The sequence below is a fragment of the Actinomadura sp. ATCC 39365 genome (genome assembly GCF_054392275.1).
On record NZ_CP184335.1, the window covers coordinates 6,153,520 to 6,172,068 of the forward strand.

16 protein-coding genes and 1 pseudogene are annotated in these 18,549 nt (G+C 71.5%); 8 read left to right on the plus strand and 9 right to left on the minus strand.

Going from position 1 to position 18,549, the window contains the following annotated elements; genetic code table 11:
* Window positions 1-208 precede the first annotated feature (208 nt).
* A pseudogene (locus ACNF49_RS30040) lies at window positions 209-883 on the plus strand (lipid II flippase MurJ); the annotation flags it as partial.
* A gap of 209 nt (window positions 884-1,092) precedes the next feature.
* Here ACNF49_RS30040 and ACNF49_RS30045 read toward each other — a convergent pair.
* Window positions 1,093-1,938 carry an SAM-dependent methyltransferase gene (locus ACNF49_RS30045; RefSeq protein WP_482939603.1) on the minus strand — a complete coding sequence of 282 codons (846 nt, stop codon included), beginning with the start codon at window positions 1,936-1,938 and terminating at the stop codon, window positions 1,093-1,095.
* A gap of 330 nt (window positions 1,939-2,268) precedes the next feature.
* Here ACNF49_RS30045 and ACNF49_RS30050 point away from each other — a divergent pair, with 330 nt between their 5' ends.
* From ACNF49_RS30050 to ACNF49_RS30060, 3 genes are all read left to right on the plus strand, one after another.
* Window positions 2,269-3,099 (plus strand): hypothetical protein, encoded by an 831-nt coding sequence (locus ACNF49_RS30050; protein WP_482939604.1) that lies wholly within the window; start codon window positions 2,269-2,271, stop codon window positions 3,097-3,099.
* Between the two features lie 526 nt (window positions 3,100-3,625).
* Window positions 3,626-3,901, plus strand: a complete 276-nt coding sequence (locus ACNF49_RS30055; RefSeq protein ID WP_482939605.1) for a hypothetical protein — start codon at window positions 3,626-3,628, stop codon at window positions 3,899-3,901.
* Entirely contained in the window at window positions 3,898-4,710 is an 813-nt protein-coding gene (locus ACNF49_RS30060; protein ID WP_482939606.1) for a CPBP family glutamic-type intramembrane protease, read from the plus strand. Before ACNF49_RS30055 ends, ACNF49_RS30060 begins: the two co-directional genes overlap by 4 nt.
* Window positions 4,711-4,898: 188 nt before the next feature.
* On the opposite strand, the gene ACNF49_RS30065 is transcribed toward ACNF49_RS30060, so the two are convergent.
* Genes ACNF49_RS30065 through ACNF49_RS30095 form a run of 7 tightly spaced genes read right to left on the minus strand, consistent with a single transcriptional unit; the run spans window position 4,899 to window position 12,974 of the window.
* Complete coding sequence (locus ACNF49_RS30065; protein ID WP_482939607.1) at window positions 4,899-6,518, minus strand: amidohydrolase; 1,620 nt, start codon at window positions 6,516-6,518, stop codon at window positions 4,899-4,901.
* A gap of 10 nt (window positions 6,519-6,528) precedes the next feature.
* Entirely contained in the window at window positions 6,529-7,938 is a 1,410-nt protein-coding gene (locus ACNF49_RS30070; RefSeq protein WP_357980278.1) for an amidase, read from the minus strand.
* Window positions 7,935-8,750 carry an ABC transporter ATP-binding protein gene (locus tag ACNF49_RS30075; protein ID WP_357980275.1) on the minus strand — a complete coding sequence of 272 codons (816 nt, stop codon included), beginning with the start codon at window positions 8,748-8,750 and terminating at the stop codon, window positions 7,935-7,937. Before ACNF49_RS30075 ends, ACNF49_RS30070 begins: the two co-directional genes overlap by 4 nt.
* Entirely contained in the window at window positions 8,743-9,699 is a 957-nt protein-coding gene (locus tag ACNF49_RS30080) for an ABC transporter ATP-binding protein (RefSeq protein WP_482939608.1), read from the minus strand. The genes ACNF49_RS30075 and ACNF49_RS30080 overlap by 8 nt, the downstream gene beginning before the upstream one ends.
* The gene (locus ACNF49_RS30085) at window positions 9,699-10,532 is read right to left on the minus strand and encodes an ABC transporter permease (RefSeq protein WP_357980439.1); all 834 of its coding nucleotides are present in this window, start codon (window positions 10,530-10,532) and stop codon (window positions 9,699-9,701) included. The genes ACNF49_RS30080 and ACNF49_RS30085 overlap by 1 nt, the downstream gene beginning before the upstream one ends.
* Before the next feature lie 22 nt (window positions 10,533-10,554).
* Window positions 10,555-11,490, minus strand: coding sequence for an ABC transporter permease (locus ACNF49_RS30090; RefSeq protein ID WP_357980269.1), 936 nt, complete (start codon window positions 11,488-11,490; stop codon window positions 10,555-10,557).
* Window positions 11,490-12,974, minus strand: coding sequence for an ABC transporter substrate-binding protein (locus tag ACNF49_RS30095; protein ID WP_482939609.1), 1,485 nt, complete (start codon window positions 12,972-12,974; stop codon window positions 11,490-11,492). Before ACNF49_RS30095 ends, ACNF49_RS30090 begins: the two co-directional genes overlap by 1 nt.
* A gap of 273 nt (window positions 12,975-13,247) precedes the next feature.
* On the opposite strand from ACNF49_RS30095, the gene ACNF49_RS30100 reads away from it, so the two are divergent.
* On the plus strand, window positions 13,248-14,285 hold the full coding sequence (locus ACNF49_RS30100; protein ID WP_357980263.1) for a LacI family DNA-binding transcriptional regulator: 1,038 nt from the start codon (window positions 13,248-13,250) through the stop codon (window positions 14,283-14,285).
* On the opposite strand, the gene ACNF49_RS30105 is transcribed toward ACNF49_RS30100, so the two are convergent.
* Window positions 14,286-14,732, minus strand: coding sequence for a MarR family winged helix-turn-helix transcriptional regulator (locus ACNF49_RS30105; RefSeq protein ID WP_482939610.1), 447 nt, complete (start codon window positions 14,730-14,732; stop codon window positions 14,286-14,288). It abuts the gene before it with no gap.
* Window positions 14,733-14,819: 87 nt separating this feature from the next.
* Between ACNF49_RS30105 and ACNF49_RS30110 the strand changes: the two genes are divergently transcribed.
* From ACNF49_RS30110 to ACNF49_RS30120, 3 genes are read left to right on the plus strand one after another with little or no spacing between them, the layout of a single operon-like run.
* Window positions 14,820-15,623, plus strand: coding sequence for a crotonase/enoyl-CoA hydratase family protein (locus tag ACNF49_RS30110; RefSeq protein ID WP_482939611.1), 804 nt, complete (start codon window positions 14,820-14,822; stop codon window positions 15,621-15,623).
* Window positions 15,624-15,648: 25 nt separating this feature from the next.
* The gene (locus tag ACNF49_RS30115; RefSeq protein ID WP_498703849.1) at window positions 15,649-17,598 is read left to right on the plus strand and encodes an acetoacetate--CoA ligase; all 1,950 of its coding nucleotides are present in this window, start codon (window positions 15,649-15,651) and stop codon (window positions 17,596-17,598) included.
* Window positions 17,595-18,542 (plus strand): 3-hydroxyacyl-CoA dehydrogenase NAD-binding domain-containing protein, encoded by a 948-nt coding sequence (locus tag ACNF49_RS30120; RefSeq protein WP_482939612.1) that lies wholly within the window; start codon window positions 17,595-17,597, stop codon window positions 18,540-18,542. The genes ACNF49_RS30115 and ACNF49_RS30120 overlap by 4 nt, the downstream gene beginning before the upstream one ends.
* The last annotated feature ends 7 nt before the right edge of the window (window positions 18,543-18,549 follow it).

Below are 18,549 nucleotides of genomic sequence, written 5' to 3' on the forward strand. Positions count from 1 at the left end.
ACGCGGAGGCTCCTCTGCTGGGGGCCTTGTCCCGGAAGGGTGCGTGAAGCACCCGCTCTGCGGCCCCCGTAAGTGGTCGTAGCAGGTCAGGGGTCCGGTTCTGGGCTTCGGGAGCCGGGCCCTTGACGTTCGGGAAGAGGCGGTTTGCCAGTTGAAGGAGAGATCGTCCGTGTCTGATCGGCCCAGGCTTGTGCGGACGGGGCGGGCGATGGTGTTGGCCACCATCGTCTCGAGAGTCACCGGTTTCGTCCGGGCGCTGGCGTTGGTGGCCGCGCTCGGGCTGGGTACTCGGCTGCTGGATGCCTATACCGCGGCGAACGTCACTCCCAATACCATCTATGAGCTCGTCTTCGGGGGCGCGCTGGCCGGCGTGCTCGTTCCGCTGCTGGTTCCCACGGCCGCTGGCCGCGACGTCGACGACGTGTTCGCCCAGCGGTTGCTGTCGCTGGTGGTCTATGGCCTTGGAGCGGTGGTGATCGTGACGATCGTCGCCGCGCCGTTCATCGTGGGCCTCTATGTTCCGGGGTTCAGTCCTGGCCAGCGGCATCTGGCGGTCGTTTTCACCTGGTATTTCATGCCTCAGATCCTGTTCTACGGCGTGAGTGCGACCTTGGCCGCGATTCTCAACGCGCGGGGCCGTTTCGTCTCGCCCATGTGGGCGCCGGTGGCCAACAATCTTGTCGTCGTCGCCACCGCCTCGGTCTTCCTGCTGATCGGTGGTACCGGCAAGCTGGAGTCGCTGACTGGTGTTCAGGTGCTGCTGCTGTCGATCGGCACCAGTGCGGGGGTCGCCGCCCAGATGATCGTTCTCGCGGTGGTCAGCCGTCGAACCGGATTCCGGCTGCGTGCTGACCCGCGTGGCATCGGCGTCCGGCGCATCGTCGCCCTGGCCGGACGGTGCCGTTGCTCTCTTTCCAGCGGTAGCGGGAGGTGGTCAAGGGGGCCGGTCGTCACAGTTTCGACCGCACCGGGCAGGTCGACCGGCCCAGCCCGGCGCGGCCGCAGGCACCGAGACACTGCGCGAGGTCCTGCGGGGCGTGGCCGGGCATCTTGGGCCAGCGTCAGGGAGGTGAGCCCTGTCCCGGGGGCCGGTCAGGTTTTGACGGCGAGCCCGCCGTACATCGAGACCATGGAGTCCTCCACGAGCAGCGCCTGGTCGTCGGGTCGCCACCGGTGCACCGGCACCACACCTGGCTCGATGAGCTTGAATCCGGTGAAGAACTCCTCGATCTGTGCTCTGGTGCGGGCCTTGGACATGATGCCGCGGCGGTTGTACTGGGCGACGGCTTCGCTCACCAGCCTGCTGGGCGCGCTGTCGATCGTGATGGTGGACAGGGCCAGGAAGCTGCCCGGTGGGAGCGGCTTCATCAGGTGTTCGATGATCGAGTGGACGTCGGCGTCGTCGCGGATGAAGTGCACCACGGCGATCAGGCACAGCGCGACGGGGCGGGTGAAGTCGAAGGTGTCGCGGACCTCGGCCGAGCTGATGATGGCGTCCGGGTCGTTCAGGTCGGCCTGGATGTAGCGGGTTCTGCCTTCCGGGGTGCTGGTGAGCAGGGCGCGGGCGTGGACGAGGACGAGTGGGTCGTTGTCCACGTAGATGATCCGGGCGGCGGGGTCGGCCTGTTGGGCCACCTCGTGCAGGTTGGGTGAGGTGGGCAGTCCGGTGCCGATGTCGATGAACTGGTTGACGCCGCGCTCGGCCGCCAGGTGGCGGGTCACCCTGACCATGAAGTCGCGGTTGGCGCGTACGGACGTCGGCATGTAGGGGGCGATCTTGATGACTTCCTCGGCCGCTGTGCGGTCGGCCGCGAAGTTGTCCTTGCCTCCGAGGAGGTAGTCGTAGACGCGTGCCGAGTGCGGCACGTTCGTCTTGAGGTCGACCCCCGTCTGCCTGTCGCCGGCCACCTCCGCACCTCCATGTTGATCAACTGCCATGTGCCCCACGTTAGCGGGATTCAGGGGTCGGGATCTGGCGAATCCCACCTGGAACAACAACATCCTGATTTATCGCGACAGCCCGGTCCCGTACCGGCCAAGGGATGGGGCGCGCCAGGCCCGGCGGCGATGCCTCATCGGCGTGCTGCGCGGCGAGGACGAGATGGTCCAGCTGCCTCCGTGACCGGCCGGGCAGGCTCGCTGATCACCCGGGATCCACCGCTGCCGGCTCCTGGCCGTCGTATCCGATCTCTTCGCCCTGCATGGCGAGCGGTGATCCACATTCTATGATCTTCATGGCCCTCTTCCGATGATGTGGAAGGACGCAAGATGCGGCTCAGCCTCCCTCACAACGGCCTGCTGGCAGTGGCGGCCCTGGACCTGCTCGGCGCCTTGTTGCTGGTTGCGGGACGATTGACGCCCACACCTGCGGCACTGGTGGTCGCCGCGTTGGTCGCGCCGCTGTCCGTCATGGGATACATGCACGCGTACCGGCTGTTCAGGGCCGCTCGTGAGGTCGGCGCCGCACCATGGGACGCGCTGAGGACGGTCGCCGACGCTCTGGTGCCGCTGCAGGTTCGCATGCTCATGAGAGCGGAGCGCAGGAACCTGGCCGGCTTCGCTCTGTGGGTCAGGCGGCGTCAGGACGGGGTGCCGCCGGGCGGTACCGCCCTGGCGTATGCGAAGAGTCTGCGGCCGCTGCTGCTGATGCTGCTGTTCGCCGTGGTCGTGCAGGCTGTCACGCTGGAGTGGATGCTGGCGGCCTCGAACGCTGCGGCGGGCCTGCGTGCCGTCGTCATGGTGGCCGATGTCTACCAGCTGCTGTTCGTGCTGGGGCTCGGGGCGGCGTCCGCCACCCGGCCGCATGTCGTGACCGCGGACGAGTTGCGCATCCGCTACGGCGCGTACTTCGACCTGCGCGTCCCGCGCGAGCTCATCGCCTCGGTCAAGGTGAGCCGTAACTACAACGCGCGCGGTGTGATCGCAGTGGCGGACGGCCGGCTCACGCTGGGGGTGGACGCGCAGACCAACTTGATCGTCAACCTGACCGGGCCGATCGCCGTCACCAGGCCCCTGGGCCGCCGCGAGCACATCACGACGATCCGCTTCTACGCCGACGACCCTGACTCAGCCTTGAGAAGCCTGGCAGGGCGTTCGTGACCAAGGTTCGACCACGCGTGCCTGCCGGGCACCATCGTGACCGGCATCGAGACGTTGCCTTCAAGGGCCTCCCGCTCGGGTCCGCGTCACCCTGGGGCGAAGTGACCCTGGGTGACGACGGAGACGGGGGTGCTGTGCTGACCGTGGCCCCAGCTCCTGGGTGGATCATCCGTCAGTGGCTGCTGGGAGGCCGCTTCTGGCCGCGTGGGGGATGCCGTCCGGGTTGGACAGGTGGGCTCCGCTGCAGAGGTATCGGCGCCCCATTCGGGCGTCCTGGACGCTCAGCTCCCCCCGGGAGCGGAAACCGCGGGCACACGACGAGCCGCCGTCGATGACGACGCCCTCGGCGGTGATCGGCCTCGGCAGGTCCGACAACGAGATCTGCAGAGGTGACCGCGTGCACGTGGTGATCTATGTCTACGGGAACGGGCTCGTCGCTCGTCACCGATTCCATCCTGACGGGCGGTATCCGGTTCACCCCTTCGGGTGAGGCCCGGCCGATCGCGCCCGGCCAAGCTTCGAGATTGTGCGTTTCCTCTCTCTCATATCTCTCGTCGGCCGGACAGCCCCGGCATGTGCCGGTGGCCAGGAGCTGATCGACGACTACCACCCCGTCTACGGCATGCCGGGCGTCGCAGCTGCCGTGATCGACCGGTCGTCCGTCAAGACGATCGCCCGCGTCCGGGGCGAGGACGACCCGGCCGTCGAGGTTCTCCCCGAGTTCAGGATGGCCGGTCCGCGCCACACCAAGATCATTCAGCGAGCTGGATCCTCGCGCCCGCACGAAAGGAGGTCATCATGACTGCGTCCTCCACGCGCTCCCGTTCTGCCGGATCGACTGCCGTCGATGTGACGTGGTTCTTCGCGATCGCCGTCCTGTTGTGTTTCGCGCTGTCCGTTCCGATGGTCTTCCGGCTGGTCCCGACGGACTTCTACAACCTGATCACTCCGATCATGCAGCAGTCCCCGCTGCTCGCGGCGGTCATCATGTGGCTTGCCCGGCGACCCGGGACGTTCCGGGAGACGTTCGCCACCAGGTGGCGCGGCGCACCCCAGTGGGCCGGCATCGGCATCGGCCTCATCGCCGCGATCGCCGCGATCCAGACCGCCATCGCACTGGCCTGGGGCATCTGGCAGCTCAACCCGCTCGACCAGATCTTCACGGCGACCATGTGGGTCGTCCCGGTCTTCCTCATGCAGTCGGTCCTCGCCATCGGTGAAGAGTTCGGCTGGCGGGGCTGGCTGGCGACGCGGGCCGCGTCATGGGGATTCTGGCGGCTGGCGCTTGTCAGCGGGTTGGTCTGGATCGTCTGGCACCTGCCGGTCCTGGCCGTCATCGGTGATCGGCCCCTCTGGGACATCGTCATCTACTTCGCGGGCATGCTGCCCTGGGCGCCGCTGTTGCTCGCGCTTCGCCTGCGGTCGGGGAGTGTCTGGCCCGCGGTCCTGACGCACGGAGCGATCAACAGCGTCCGGGTGTACCTGCTGCAGTCCGTCCCCAACGCCACGGATCACCTGCTCATCGAAGTGATCGGCTGGGTGCTCACGCTCGCCGCTGCCGTGTGGCTGATGCGCCGAGCCGGGCACAGCGCGTCCGCGGGTCCATCGTGAGGCGTTGACCACGCGGCGGAGCGCCGTCCACCACGAGGTGTGGGTGAACGGGCCCGGAGCGGTACGTGGTGCGGCCTTGGAGGGCGGCCCGGGGGTTCGCCGGCGCCGTACCGGACGAACGCCGCCCCCGCCTCTTCCGCTGTGACGGGCGGAGAGGTCGGGGGCCGGTTCCGCTCGGCGGCCAGTGGTCAGAAGGACGGATGCGTGTGCACCCGCCGTCCCTCCACGTAGGTGGCCAGGACGGTGATGCCGCCCAGGTCCCCGGGGGAGACGGCGAACGGGTCGGCATCGGTGACGATGAAGTCGGCGAGCTTGCCGGGCTCGAGGGTCCCCGTCCGGGTGTCGAGGTGGTTGATCCGGGCGGTGCCGATCGTGTACGCGGCCAGGGCGGCCGCCACCGGGAGGCGCTGCGCGGGCAGGAACGGCCGTCCCGATCCCTCGGGGAGCATCCGGTTGACGGCGACGTGGATGCCGAGGAACGGGTCCGGGCTGCTGACCGGCCAGTCGCTGCCCGCGGCCAGGGCGGCGCCCGAGCGCAGGAGGTCGCCGAACGGGTACTGCCAGGCGGCGCGCCGGTCGCCGAGGAAGGGAATGGTCAGCTGGTCCATCTGCGGCTCGTGCGCCGCCCACAACGGCTGGATGTTGGCGGTGACCTCCAGGGCCGCGAAGCGCGGCACGTCGTCGGGATGGACGACCTGGAGGTGGGCGATGTGATGCCGGTTGCCCTTGCGCCCGTTGACCTTGAGCGCCGCCTCGAACGCGTCCAGTGCCTCCCGGGCGGCTCGGTCGCCGACCGCGTGCACGTGGATCTGGACCCCGACGGCGTCCAGTCGGGTGACGTAGGCGCGCAGGTCCTCGGGCCCGACGAAGCTGATGCCGCTGTTGCCGGTCCGGCATCCGCAGCCGTCCAGGTAGGGGGAGGTCATGGCGGCGGTGTAGTTCTCCGCCACGCCGTCCTGCATGATCTTCACGCTGGTGGCCCTGAACCGTCCGGTGGTGGTGCGGCGGGCGAGCAGTTCGGGGATCTGCTCCTCGCCGCGGTCTCGATCCCACCACAGGGCGCCGACCACGCGCCCGGTGAGTGTCGAGGCGTCGGCGGCGGCCTGGTAGACGCGCTGGACCTCCGGGCTGACCAGCGCGTCCTGCCAGGCCGTCACTCCGGCCTGGTGCAGGCGTCGCTGGCCCGCCTGGAGGCCGCGGAGCAGGTCCTCGTCCGTGGGTTCGGGCACGTGCCGGCCCACGAGCGAGGCGGCGCCCTCGTGCAGGGTTCCTTGCGGGGTTCCGTCCGGTTCGCGTTCGATGCGGCCGTCGGCCGGGTCGGGGGTGCCGTCGTCGACGCCGCACAGCCGCAGGGCCTCGGTGTTGACCCAGGCGCCGTGCCCGTCCCTGTTGGTGAGGTAGACCGGCCGGTCGGGGACGACCTCGTCGAGGGCGATCCGGCTCGGTGTGCCGCCGGGGAACCATTCCATGGACCATCCGCCGCCGGAGATCCAGTGCGCCTCGGGATGGGCCGCGGCGTACGCGCGGACCGCGGCCAGGGCGTCGGCGGCGTCGCGCGCCTCGTGCAGGTCGCATCGGGTCATGGTGAGCCCGGCCAGCACCGGGTGCACGTGGGCGTCCTGGAACCCGGGGAGCAGGGTCCGTCCGGCCAGGTCGACGATCTCGGTCCGCGGGCCCGCGAGGTCGCGCATCTCCTCGTCGTCGCCGAGCGCCAGGATCCGCCCCTCGCGTACGGCCATCGCACGGCTCGGAGTGCCGGCCATGGGGCGTACTCGGCCGTTGACGAACAGGATGTCGGCAGAAGTCATGAAACTCTCCTCAGAGCTGCGGGCGGGTGGGCCACGGCAGGACGCGTTCGACGGCGGCGCCGATGTGGAAGACGGTCGCGTCGTCGTAGCTGCGGCCGACGATCTGCACCCCGGTCGGCACGCCGTACGACGACAGGCCGGACGGGACGTTGAGGACGGGGCAGCGGCTGGCGATGTTGAACACGGGCGTCAGCGAGTACTCCAGGTAGTGGTCGAGCTGGACGCCGTTGACCGTCAGCTTGGTGTCGACGTAGTCCTCGCCCGCGGGCAGCGCGGCGGTGCCGGCGGTGGGGCAGATCAGCGCGTCGTACCGGTCGAGCAGGTCGCCGATCACGGCGTAGATCCGGCCCTCCAGCTCCAGCCCGGCCAGGAAGCCGTCCCGGGCCAGCGCGGCGCGCGAGTCCTCGGCGAAGGCCAGGGCGTAGGGCGTGAGCTCGTCGCGGTGCGCGTCGGCCACGCCGGCGACCATGGGGCCGAAGATGGCGCCGAAGTGGATGAAGGCCGCGCGCATGACGTCGGCGCGGCGCAGCGGCACCTCCACCTGCTCCACGACGGCCCCGGCGGCGGCCAGCGCGTCGGCGACCGCGCGGGTGTTGGCCGCGACGTCCGGTTCGATCTCCCAGTTCCCCAGGTCGGGGGAGTACGCGATGCGCAGCCCCGCGACGTCGCCGAGGCGCTCGGGGACGTACGCGGCCGGGCGGAGGGAGACGACGTCGGCCGGGTGCGGCCCGACGATGACGTTCTGCAGGAGCGCGCAGTCGGCGACGGTGCGGGCCATCGGCCCGTCATGGCAGTAGTGGTCCAGGTTGTACGGGGGCATCGCGGGCACCCGCCCGTACGGGGGTTTGTACCCGACCGTGCCGGTGGCCGCGGCGGGCAGGCGGATGGAGCCGCCGATGTCGGACCCCGTGGCGAGCGTCGCCGTCCCCGAGGCCAGGGCCGCGCCCGCGCCGCCGGAGGAGCCGCCGGGCGAGTAGTCCAGGTTCCAGGGGTTGCGGGTGATGCCCCACAGCCGGGAGTGCGTGTAGGCGGCGCAGCAGAACTCCGGCGTGGTGGTGCGGGCGTGGACGATCCCGCCGGCGGCGATGACGCGCTCCACGACGGGGTGGGTGGTGTCGGCGAGGTGGCCGGCGTAGGCCAGGGAGCCGTCGCTGGCCCGCCTTCCCGCGATCGGCTGCTCGTCCTTGGTGGCGACCGGGAGCCCTTCGAGGGGGCGCGGCGACCCGTGGAGGTAGGCGTGCTCGGCCGTCCTGGCCTGGTCGAGCGCCTGCTCGAACATCGTCTCGCTGAGCGCGTTGACGCGGGGCTCGACGGCCTCGGCCCGCTCGATGACCGCGGTCATGAGCTCGACGGGCGACAGGGCCCGCGTCCTGAACAGCTCCAGGGCTTGCGTGGCGGGCAGGTGTGCGAGGTCACTCACATGATCTCCTGAAGGGCGCGCCGGTCGGCGGCGATCTGTACGGGGTCCCAGCCGGGCCGCGGCACCGAGTGCAGCAGCAGGCGGGTGTAGGGGTGCTGGGGGGCGGCCAGGACCTGCTCGGTCGGCCCGGCCTCGACGACCTTGCCGCGGTACAGCACGACGATGTCGTCGGCCGCGTGCCGTACCAGGGCCAGGTCGTGGGTGATGAACAGGTAGGCGATGTCGAGGTCGCGGCGGATCCGCGCCAGCAGGTCGAGGATCTGCGCCTGGATGGACACGTCGAGCGCCGAGGTGGCCTCGTCCAGGATGAGCAGCTTCGGTTCGGTGGCGAGCGCGCGGGCGATGGCGACGCGCTGGCGCTGCCCGCCGGACAGCCGCCTGGGCAGCGCGGCCGCCTCGCGTTCGCCGAGCCCGACGCGTTCCAGCAGCTCATCGCGCCGGGCCCGACGGGCCTGCGGGTCCATGGCGAAATGCAGCCGCAGCGACTCCTCCACGCATTCGCTCACGGTGATGCGCGGATCCAGGGAGAGGTAGGGGTCCTGGAAGACCATCTGGATCTCCCGGGCCCGCGCCAGCCTGGCCCGGCGGCCGCGCGGGACGCGCGAGCGGTCGCGGCCCTGGACGCCGATCCGTCCCGCGTCCGGGATCTCCAGGCCGACGAGCATGCGCGCGGTCGTCGTCTTGCCCGATCCCGACTCGCCCACCACGGCGAGCGAGCCGCCCGCCCGCAGCGAGAAGGAGACGCCGTCCACGGCGGTCTTGCCGCCGAACGCCTTGCGCAGCCCTTCGACCTCCAGCACGTTCTCAGTCATGGACCGGCTCTCCCGCTCTCAGGCACGCCACCTGGGCGTGCTCCAGGGTCTCCAGCGCGGGCCGCTGCTGCCGGCACCGATCGACGGCCAGGTGGCAGCGGGCCGCGAACGCGCACCCGTCCGGCGACTCCGCGAGCGACAGGGGCCTGCCCGGCACGCCGTGCGGGGGCTCGTGCGAGTCCAGCCGGGGCGTGGCCGCCAGCAGTCCGGCCGTGTACGGGTGGCGGGGCCGGGCGAAGAGCTCGCCGGTGGCCTGCTCCTCGACGATCCGGCCCGCGTACATCACGTAGATGCGGTCGCAGATGGCCGCGGCCAGCTCCAGGTCGTGGGTGACGAACAACATGCCCATCCCGCGCGCGGTTCTCAGGTGCGACAGGATCGCGATGACCTCGGCCTGCGTGGTGACGTCCAGGGCGGTCGTCGGTTCGTCGGCGAGCAGCAGGTCGGGTTCGGCGGCCAGCGCCCCGGCGATCATCACCCGTTGCAGCATCCCGCCGGAGAACTCGTGCGGGTGGCGGCGCAGCGCGGCCCGCGGGTCCTCGATGCCCACCGCCTCCAGCAGCCGCTGCGCACGGTCGAGGGCCTGCCGGTACGGCAGGCCGCCGGCCCGCAGCCCCTCGGTGACGAAGTCGCCGATCCGCCGGACGGGATTGATCGACGCCCGCGGATCCTGGAAGATCATCGCCACTCGGCGGCGGCGCAGGTCACGCAGCCCCGCGGCGGCCTGCGACAGCACATCCTGGCCGTCGACCAGGACGCGCCCGCTCACGGCGGTCTGCCGGGGCAGCAGGCCGAGCACGGCCCGGCAGGTGACGGACTTGCCCGACCCGGACTCGCCGACGAGCCCGACGGCCTCGCCCTGGGCGACGCGCAGCGACACCGCGTCCAGGATGGGCCGTGCGGCCTGGCCGGGCGCCAGCCGTACGGTCAGGTCGTTGATCTGGAGCATCAGCGCTCCCTCCCGGAGACGCGGTCGGCGATGCCCTCGCCGACGATGCTGAAGGCCACCACCGTGACCACGACGGCGGCGCCGGGGACCAGCGCGGGCAGCATGGCGCCCTGGAGCAGCGCGGACGCGCCCTCGTTGATCATGGCGCCCCAGTCCGGGACGGGCGGCTGCGTGCCGAACCCGAGGAAGGACAGCGCCGCGAGGTCCATGAGCGCGTAGCCGAAGTTGATCGCCGACTGCGCGAGGATCAGCGGCACGACGTTCGGGACCAGGTGCCTGAGGCAGATGACCCAGCCGGACCAGCCCTGCACCCGGTAGGCGTGGATGTAGGGGCGGGACATCTCCCGCAGGGCGACGCCGCGCGCCAGCCGTCCGACATAGGGGGTGTACGCGATGCTCATCGCCACGACGGGCGCGGTCAGACCGGGCCCGAACATGGCCACCAGGCTGATCGCCAGCAGCAGCGCGGGGAAGGCGAAGACGAAGTCCATCGCGCGCGACAGGACCGCGTCGGCGACCCCGCCGGTCCAGGCGGCCAGGACGCCGAGCAGGGTGCCGGCCACCGTCGACAGGGTCACCACCAGGAGAGGGCCGAGCAGTCCCGCCCGCGCGCCGAAGATCAGGCGGGACAGGACGTCGCGGCCGGACTGGTCGGCCCCGAGCAGGTGATCGGCGCTCGGGCCGCTCAGCGCGGCCGAGAAGTCGATGGCGAGCGGGTCGTGCGGCGCCACGACCGGGGCGAGGATCGCCACCGCCACCAGGACGGCCAGGACGGCGACGCCGGCGACGGTCGTCCCGTCGGCCGGGAGCCGGTATCGGCGGTGGAGGGTCACGGCTGTCAAGGGGACTCCTTCGCTACGCCCTGCGCAGGCGCGGATCAATGGCCGGTTGGACCAGGTCGACCAGCAGGTTGGCGCCCACGAAGACGACGACGATCAAGGTGGTGACGGCCTGCACGACCGGGAAGTCCTTGACGGTGACCGAGCTGACCAGCAGCTGCCCGATCCCGGACAGGCCGAAGGCGGTCTCCACGATCGAGGTGGCGACGAGCAGCCCGGCGATCACCGTGCCGGTGACCGTGCTGATCGGGCCGAGCGAGTTGCGCAGGACGTGGCGCCGGATCACCGCGTTCTCCTGGACGCCGCGCGAGCGCGCCACCTCGACGTGTTCGCGGGCCAGCTCCTCCAGCATGGACGCGCGGGTGACCCGGGCCAGCAGTCCGGCGAACGTCAGGGCCAGCGCGGCGGCGGGCAGGGTCAGATGCCAGAGCCGGTCGACCAGCCCCTCGCCGTTGCCGAAGGCGGGGAACCAGCCGAGCTGGACGGAGAACAGCGAGATCAGGCCGATCGCCGCGACGAACGAGGGGGTCGCGGTGGCCACCCCGGTGCCGATGAGGACGACCCTGTCGAGCGGGCCCGGCCGCAGCGCGGCCAGGGCGCCGAGGATCAGCCCCGCGACCACGATGAGCAGCCCGGCGTAGCCGACCAGGAAGAGCGTCGTGGGCAGCCTGGCCAGGAGCAGGCCGGTCACGTCCTGCCGGAACTGCACCGAGCGGCCGAAGTCCCCGGTCACCGCGCCGCCGACCCATTTGAGGTACTGCGTGAGGAACGGATCGTCCAGGTGGTACTGCGCCCTGATCGCCGCGATCGCCTCCGGGGACGCCGAACGCCCTTGGGTGAGGAACGAGGCCGGGTCGCCGGGAGCCAGGTACACGGCCGAGAACACCGCGAACGAGGCCCCCAGCAGGGTCGCGACCAGTCCGGCGAGCCGGCGGGCGAGGAAGGCGGCCATCAGTCGGCCGACCCGAGCACCGCGGCCCAGGGATAGACGAGCTGGGTGATGCCGGTGGGCGCGCCGGTGAGCCGCTTGTTGAGGAACATGCTGTGCGGCACCTCGTACAGCGGGATCCACACCATGTCCCGGACGGCGATCTCCTGCAGCTCGGCGACCACGGCGGCGCGGGCGGCGGGGTCGGCCTCGGCGCTCGCCCGGTCGACGAGCTTGTCGTAGTCGGGGTTGGAGTAGCCGCCGTAGTTGGCGAAGTTGCCGGTCTGCAGGATCCCGTAGAACTCCAGCGGGTCGGGGGTCGAGTCGTACCAGATGGTCATGACCAGGTCGATGCCCTGGCGGGCCTTGGGGTCGGAGAACAGCGCGGAGTAGGCGTCGGGGGCCACCGCCTTCTGCTCGACCTGGAGTCCGATGGCCTGGCCCGCGGCCTGGACGGCGTTGGCGATGACGCCGATGTCGGGGGCCATCGTGCTCGTGGCGATCACGATCTTCTTGCCGGTGCCGCCGGCCTCCTTGACCAGCTTCCTGGCCGCTTCGAGATCGGTGTTCAGCTCGGGGAGCTTGGCGTGGTACTGCTTGGCGGCCTCGGGGGCGATGCCCCACGCGCCGATCGCCGCCGGCGCCTTGGCCGGTGTGGCGACCCCGGCCACGCTGGCCTTGAGGATGGCCTTGCGGTCGAGCGCCATGGACAGCGCCTTGCGCAGTCTCAGGTCGCCGAGCGTGCCCTTGAGGTCGAGGGGGATGAGGCTGACGGCGGCGGTGTTGGGGCCGAAGTACAGCTTGCCGCTGGAGGCGGCGCTCAGGCGGGTGAAGCCGGTGGTGGGGACCAGGTAGCTGCCGTCCGCCTCGCCCGAGAGCAGGGCGTTGACGCGGGCCGCCGGGTCGGAGATGAAGACGTTGCGCACGGTCGCGGCCCTGGCCTTGAGCGCGGCGTCCCAGTAGCCGTCGAAGCGCTTGAGGTTGATCGCCTGGCCCTTGTCCCACGTGTCGAGCGAGTAGGGCCCGGTGCAGTTCACGCCCTTGTCCGGGGTGCCGTACCCGGTGCCCTCGCGGGCCAGGAACGCGGCGCTCTCGATGGTCCCGGCCGAGGTGCCCATCTGCTCGTTGAACAGATGGTCGGGCTTCTTCATGTGGACGGTGACCTCCATGGGGCCCGTCTTGTCCACCGATTTGACGTTCTGGTAGGACGAGACCCAGTAAGACCCCACCTTCGGATCCATGTGGCGGCGCATGCTGGCGACCACGTCGTCGGCGGTGAGCGGCGAGCCGTCGTGGAAGCGCACGCCCTCGCGGATCGTGTACACCCAGCGCCCGGGGTCGGGGGATTCGGCCTTGCTCGCGAGCCCCGGCTCGACCCGGAAGTCGGGCGTGATCCGCATCAGCTGCTCGCACACGTTGGCGAGCACGGTGTTGGGCGGGTAATCGAAGGCGTAGGCGTAGTCGAGCGACTGCGGCTCCGCGTAGAGCGCCCAGGTCACGGCGTCCACCGGGCCCTTGGCCGGCGGGAGCTCCGCCGTGACGGTGAAGGCTCCGGCTCCGGCGGCCTTCGGGGCGGCCGCGCCCCTCCACAGGCAGCGGCCGCCAGTACGGCCAGCGCCGCGGCGGCGAGACGAGCGGTACGCATCGGACCACCTCTTCCTCGTGCGGGAAAGTGCCACGAGTATTGGTGAAGGAACGTTCCTGCACAAGACGCTGAAGGAACGATTCAGCAACGGTCAGCGAGGTGGCGAAAAGCCTGACATCCTGCAAAGATCGGACCCATGGAAGAGCCAGAGCGTAAGGTCGGCGCGCGCGTGCGCCTGGTCGACGTCGCCCGCGCGGCGGGGGTGTCCAAGACCACCGTCTCGGACGCGCTCAACGGCGCGGGCCGCCTCCCCGACGCCACCCGCGAGCACGTCCGGCAGGTGGCGCGCCGACTCGGATACCGGCCGAACGCCACGGCGCGGCGGCTGCGCGCCGGGCGCTCACGCCTGCTCGGCCTCGCCGCTCGCGAGTTCGTCGAGCATCCGTGGTTCTACACCGAGCTCGCCTACTTCGCCCGGCTGACCGCCGCCACGACCCGCGCGGGCATGACCCACGGGTACGGCGTGGTGCTGCTGCCCACCACCGGCCCCGACGACTACTGGACGGACCTGCCTCTCGACGGCGTGTTCGTGGTGGATCCGGTCGAGGGAGACCCCCTGGTCGGCGACTTTCTCGCCGCGGGGGTGGCCGTGGTCTCCGACCGCAGAGCCGTGGCGGGGACACCGTGGCCGTGGGTCGACTTCGACTACGGCGCGGCCCTGCGCGGCGTGCTCGACCACCTGGCGGCGGCCGGCGCCCGGCGGATCGCCGCGGTCGGCGCCCCGACCACGGCCTGCTACCACCGCGACTCCGTCCAGGCCTACCTCGACTGGAGTGCGGAGCGGGGCCGCGTGCCGCTGCTGGCCCAGCTCGGCGGGCCCGGGTTCGAGCCGACGCTGGCCGCGGTGGAGAGGTTGCTGGGCGATCCCGAGCCGCCGGACGCGCTGGTCGTGCTCGTCGAGGTCAGCCCGTCCCTGCTCCTGGACAGGATCCGCAAGCTCGGCAGGTCGGTGCCCGGCGACCTGCTGCTGGTCTGCGCGACGGAGGACCCCACGGCGCCGTTCACGGATCCGCCCGTCAGCACGCTCAGCTTCCTGCCGGTCGAGACGGCCGACATCGCGGTCGGGATGCTCGTCGACCTCATCGAGGGCCGCGATGTGGCGGGCGGCCGGCTGCTCCAGGCGAGGTTCGACGTCCGCGCCTCCTCCGATCCCCGCGCCGTGCCGGGAGGCTGATCACTTTCGAGCCGGGCGCAGAGTCGTCCACGCCAGGGTGAGGGCGGCGCGGAAGGCGTCGGCCTGGTCGGGCGACAGACCCGAGACCATGTGGTCCTCCAGGCCGGCGGCGTCCTCGGCGTAGGTGTCGAGGAGCGCCCGGCCCTCGTCGGTGAGGTAGAGCAGCAGTTCGCGCCTGTTGCCCGGATTGGGCGAGCGGCGGATGAGATGGCGCCGGTCGAGGGCGCCGATCAGGTCGGCCATGGCCTGCGGGGTGACGAAGGAGTCGCGGGCGAGCTGGGCGGCGGTCATCCCGTCCTTGTGCTGCAGGACGGTGAGCGCCGTGTACTGCGGCGTGGTCACGCCCGAGTCGCGCAGCATCTCGTCCAGGCGCGACTTGATCGCCAGTTCGAGCCGTTTGACGGCGTACAGCAGCGACGGGGTCGGGCGGGGCGGGGCGCTGGACATGACGAACAGTATCCCAGCCAGGCATTGACAGGAAACCTGATGATACTTCAGCCTTCTTCATCAGGATTCCTGTCAATTGGAGAGCCTGTGATCCCTCCCTGCCCTGACCTGCCCCCATCGCTGGCGCTGGAGCGCCACGGGGACGTCGCGGTGCTGTCGTTGAACCGGCCGGCCAAACGCAACGCCCTGGACCAGGCCACGATCGCCGGACTCGGCGCCTTCTTCGCCGCCCCGCCCGCATGGGCCAAGGCCGCGGTGCTCGCCGCCGAGGGCGGGCACTTCTCCGCCGGGCTCGACCTCGGCGAGCTCACCGTACGAGACGCCGTCGGAGGCCTGCACCACTCGCGCGGATGGCACGAGGCGATGGGCCGGATCGACCACGGCGTCCTGCCGGTGATCGCCGTCCTGAAGGGCGCCGTCATCGGCGGCGGCCTGGAACTGGCGGCGGCCGCGCACCTGCGCGTCGCCGAGGAGTCGGCGTTCTTCGCCTTCCCCGAGGGCAGCCGGGGGCTCTTCGTGGGCGGCGGCGCCTCGGTCCGGGTCTCCCGGCTGATCGGAGCCCAGCCGATGATCGACATGATGCTCACCGGAAGGGTCCTGACGGCCGCGGAAGGCGAGGCCCGCGGCCTGGTCGACTACCGGGTGGCCGAAGGCGACGGGCTCACCAAGGCCCTTGCCCTGGCCCAGCAGGTCATCGGGAACTCGCCGATCGCCAACTACGCCGTCCTGCACGCCCTGCCGCGCATCGCCGACGCCGACGCCGAGACGGGGCTGCTGCTGGAATCCCTCATGTCGGCCGTGGCACAGAGCAGCACGGAGGCCAAGGCCCGGATACAGGACTTCCTCGACGGCCGGGCCGCCAAGGTCGGCCATCCCGGAGCCGCCCGATGAGCGCCACCCTCCCCCGGCCGAGCCGCTGTACGTCCCCGGCCCCGAGCAGATCGCCAGGGCGCGCGTCACCGGCTTCATCGGCTGGCTCGCCCGCGAGCGCGGCGTGGCCGTACCGACCTGGGACGAGCTGCGGCAGTGGTCGGTCACCAGCATCGAGGACTTCTGGGCGGCGGTGTGGGACTACTTCGAGGTCAAGGCCCACACGCCCTACGACAGCGTGCTGGCCGAACCGGGCATGCCCGGCGCCCGCTGGTTCCCCGGAGCGACCCTGAACTACGCCGAGCACTGCCTCGGCACGCCCCAGGACGCCGGCCAGGTCGCGGTCGTCGGCCATTCCCAGACCAGGCCGCGCGTCGAACTCACCTTCGCCGAGCTCGCCGAGCAGGTCCGGCGCGTCCGGGCCGGCCTGCGGCGGCTCGGGGTGCGGCGCGGCACCCGCGTGGTCGCCTACCTGCCCAACTGCCCGGAGACACTGATCGCGTTCCTGGCCACGGCGAGCCTCGGCGGCATCTGGGCGAGCTGCGCTCCGGAGTTCGCCGCCCGCGCCGTGGTGGACCGGTTCGGCCAGATCGAGCCGACCGTCCTGCTGGCGGTGGCGGGCTACACCTACGGGGACAAGAAGATCGACCGGAGCGAGCAGGTCCAGGCGATCCGGGACGGCATCCCCTCGCTGGAGCACGTCGTGCACGTCCCCTACGGCGGGCTCGACCTTCGCGACGCCCTGCGCTGGGCGGAGCTCGCCGCGCCCACGGACGAGGCGCTGCGCTTCGAGGCCGTGCCGTTCGACCACCCGCTGTACGTGCTGTTCTCCTCCGGCACCACCGGCAGGCCGAAGGCCATCGTGCACGGCCACGGCGGCATCCTGCTGGAACACCTGAAGAACCACGCCTTCCACTGGGACCTGGGCCCCGGCGACCGGCTGCTGTGGTTCACCACGACGGCGTGGATGATGTGGAACACGCTGGCCTCGGCGCTGCTCGTGCGCTCCTCGATCGTGATGATCGACGGCAACCCGCTCCACCCCGACCTGCGCGCGCAGTGGCGGCTCGCGCAGGAGACCGGCGCCACCCTCATGGGCGCCAGCCCCGGCTATCTGATGGCCTGCCGCAAGGAAGGGGTGCGGCCGCGCGAGGAGTTCGGCCTGTCCCGGCTGCGGCAGCTCGGCGTGGCCGGCAGCCCCTTCCCCGCCGAGGGCTTCCGGTGGGCGGCCGAGCAGTTCGGCCCCGCTGTCCTGGTGAACGTCGGCAGCGGCGGCACCGACGTGTGCACCGGTCTCGTCCAGGGATCGCCTCTGCAGCCCGTGTGGGCGGGGGAGATGTCGGGGCCGAGCCTCGGGGTGGACGCCAAGGCGTTCGACGAGCGCGGCAACGTGGTGGTCGGCGACGTCGGCGAGCTCGTCATCACCGCGCCGATGCCCTCGATGCCGGTACGCCTGTGGGGCGACGACGACGGCCGCCGGATGCGCGACACCTACTTCAGCCGCTATCCCGGCGCCTTCCGCTTCGGCGACTGGTGCCGTTTCTCCTCCCACGGCTCGTGCGTCATCACCGGCCGGTCGGATGCCACGCTCAACCGCGGCGGCGTCCGGCTGGGCACCGCCGAGTTCTACCGGGCCCTGCAGGACGTCGCCGAGGTCACCGACAGCCTCGTCGTCCACCTGGAGAGCGACGACGGCGGCATGGGGGAGCTGATCCTGTTCGTCATCCTCGCCGACGGACTCGCCCTGGACGATGCGTTGCGCGCCCGCCTGATCGCGCACATCCGCACCACCCTGTCCCCGCGGCACGTGCCCGACGCCGTCATGGCCGTCCCCGCGGTGCCCTACGGACGAACCGGCAAGAAGCTCGAGGTCCCCGTCAAGAAGATCCTGCTGGGCGCCGCCCCTGACGAGGTCGCCTCGGCCGGCTCCCTCACGGACCCGGCGGCGCTCGACGCCTTCACCGCCATCGCCCGCGACCGCGCGAGGCGGGCGTGAGGAGCCCGGCGGACCGGCCGGTCGCCGTCATCGGCACGGGCGTCATCGGCGCCGGATGGGCCGCGCTGCTCCTCGCCCGCGGCCTCGACGTCACCGCCTTCGACCCCGCCCCGGACGCCGAGGAACGGCTGCGGGCCGCGCTCGACCTGGCCTGGCCCGCGCTCACCCGGCTCGGCCTCGCCGACGGCGCCTCCCGCGACCGGCTCACCTTCACCGCGACCGCCGGTGACGCCGTCGCCGGAGCGCGGTTCGTCCAGGAGAGCGGGCCGGAGCGCGCCGACCTCAAGCAGGCGCTGCTGGCCACGCTGGACGAGGCGGCGCCGGCGAGCGCCCCGATCGCCAGCAGCTCTTCTGGCCTGGTGCCCAGCCGCCTGCAGGAGATGTGCCCCGCACATCCCGAAAGGGTGCTCGTCGGACATCCCTTCAACCCCGCCCACCTGATCCCGCTGGTGGAAGTCGTGCCCGGCCGGCGCACCGGCCCCGACATCACCCGGCAGACGATGGACTTCTACCGGGCCGTCGGCAAGCGGCCGGTGCTCGTGCGGCGTGAGGTTCCCGGGCACCTCGCCAACCGGCTCCAGGCCGCCCTGTGGCGGGAGGCGTACTCGCTGGTGGAGCGGGGAGTCGCGAGCGTCGCCGACATCGACGCCGCCATCGCGCACGGCCCCGGCCTGCGGTGGGCCCTGCTCGGCCCGCTGGTCAACCAGCACCTTTCGGGGGGACCCGGCGGGATGGCGCACACCCTGCACCACCTCGGCCCGCCCGCCCAGACCTGGATGGACGACCTCGGCACGCCGCGGCTCACCCCCGAACTCGTCGGCCTGCTCGTCGACGGCGTGAGCGCCGAGCTCGACGGCATCGACCAGGAAGCCATGGCGGCCGACCGCGACGCGCTGCTCGTCGGCCTGCTGCAGGCCAAGCGCCGCCACCACGCCCTTCCCTGACCGAGAA